2 protein-coding genes are annotated in these 1,512 nt (G+C 69.0%); one reads left to right on the top strand and one right to left on the bottom strand.

Going from position 1 to position 1,512, the window contains the following annotated elements; translation table 11 throughout:
- Nucleotides 1–285 precede the first annotated feature (285 nt).
- The gene (locus FVW27_RS15265) at nucleotides 286–651 is read left to right on the top strand and encodes a hypothetical protein (protein ID WP_167126722.1); all 366 of its coding nucleotides are present in this window, start codon (nucleotides 286–288) and stop codon (nucleotides 649–651) included.
- Here FVW27_RS15265 and FVW27_RS15260 read toward each other — a convergent pair.
- Nucleotides 571–1,512 (bottom strand): transglycosylase SLT domain-containing protein (locus tag FVW27_RS15260; protein ID WP_167126719.1); only part of this gene is annotated, 942 nt, incomplete at its 5' end. The genes FVW27_RS15265 and FVW27_RS15260 overlap by 81 nt on opposite strands.

The raw sequence follows: 1,512 nt of genomic DNA, 5'->3' as shown, positions 1-1,512 counted from the left end.
CCTGCGCCCGGCGGCGAGGCCGGGCGGAATGGGCGTTATCGGGGGCGGAAACGGCTGCGGCATGCGCAACGCCCCGCCACGGGGCGGGGCGCGGTCGCCTTCCTGGCTGCGACAGCGGGAATGCTAGCACAGCCCGCAAGGGCGGGCAATTTCCATTTGAACCGGCATCCGGATTGGCGTAGCCTGCGGGGCACGGCGCGGCCACTGCATACGCGCGGACGCTCGGCGTTCCGGTCGAAGTTCCGGCCGCCCCCACACCACCCCGCATGAAGGAGCGATGACCCCATGGAGCGCATGCTGCAAAAGCTGGCACAGCAACTGAACGCCTACGACGAGGCGTCGCTGATGTCGCTGTGGGACCGCTACGCCGCCGTGGTGGACCGCTTCGAACCCACCAAGCGGTGGGAAGAAGCGGCACTGGTGCTCAGCCTGATCCAGGCGGTGCGCTGGAAGAACCAGCTCTTCAACCACCACTGGGCCGCGGCGGCCCGGCCCGAGGGCGAACCCCTGGGGGTGCCCCCGCGCATGGCCTTCAACCTCGAGCCGGTGGCCGAGAAGGACGATCCGGCCCTAGATGGCGGGCCAGCGGACGGGGACGGCGTCCAGAAGCGGCGCAAGGTGCTCAGCTTCCGGCCGCGAGAGGGCGACTAGCCCGTTGAGTATGTAATAGTAGTAGCGCACGCTTTCCACGAATGCCACGGCCTCGTAGCCACGACAGTACCCGTACCGGGTGCGGGAGTGGTAGCGGGGCCGCGCCAGTTTGGGAAAGGTGTCCTTCAGTTCGCGCCAGGTGCGGCCCGTGCCGCCAAGGTCCTGGTTCAGCCGGATGGCGTCGCGCAGGTGGCCCGGCCCCTGGTTGAAGGCGGCCAGGGTGAAGAACCAGCGGTCCCACGGTTGCAGATCCAGGTCGTCCAGGCTGTCCCACAGCATGCGCAGGTAGCGTGCCCCGCCCCGGATGGACTGGCTGGGGTTCATGCGGTTGACCTTCAGCAGCAGGGCCGTGTTCTGGGTAAGCTGCATGATGCCGCGCACCCCGGTCTTGCTGCGGGCGGACGTATCGAAACGCGACTCCTGAAAGATCACGGCGGCCAGCAGCAGCGGGTCGATGTTGCTCTGGGCGGCGGCGCGGCTGATGGCGGGGGCGTGGTTGGGCAGTTTTTCGGCCACCACGGTCATCAGGTCCATCAGGTCGAAGATGTCCACTGGTCCCGCGTACTCGCCGTCTTCGGGCACGCCCAGCGATTCCGGCAGAAAGCCGAAATAGCGTTCGGTCAGGTCGTCCAGCAGGGTGTCCGCCGGGGCGGTGTGTTCGCGCCAGAATTCGGCCAGCCGGGGGGCCAGGGTGGCGTCGTCGCCGCGCCAGTACCAGTGATAGGACAGGGCCTTGCCTGTGGCCCGGCCAGCCGTGGGCTCTGCCAAGAAGGGCTGCCACAGCCGCCACGAGTCACCGTCCACCATGGCGTGGCGGGGGGCGGCGGGGGCGGGTGCGGCGTCCACGGCAGCAGCGCCGGG

This window comes from Nitratidesulfovibrio liaohensis, assembly GCF_011682075.1.
GTDB lineage: Bacteria > Desulfobacterota > Desulfovibrionia > Desulfovibrionales > Desulfovibrionaceae > Cupidesulfovibrio > Cupidesulfovibrio liaohensis.
This window is presented reverse-complemented; position numbering and strand designations above follow the sequence as displayed.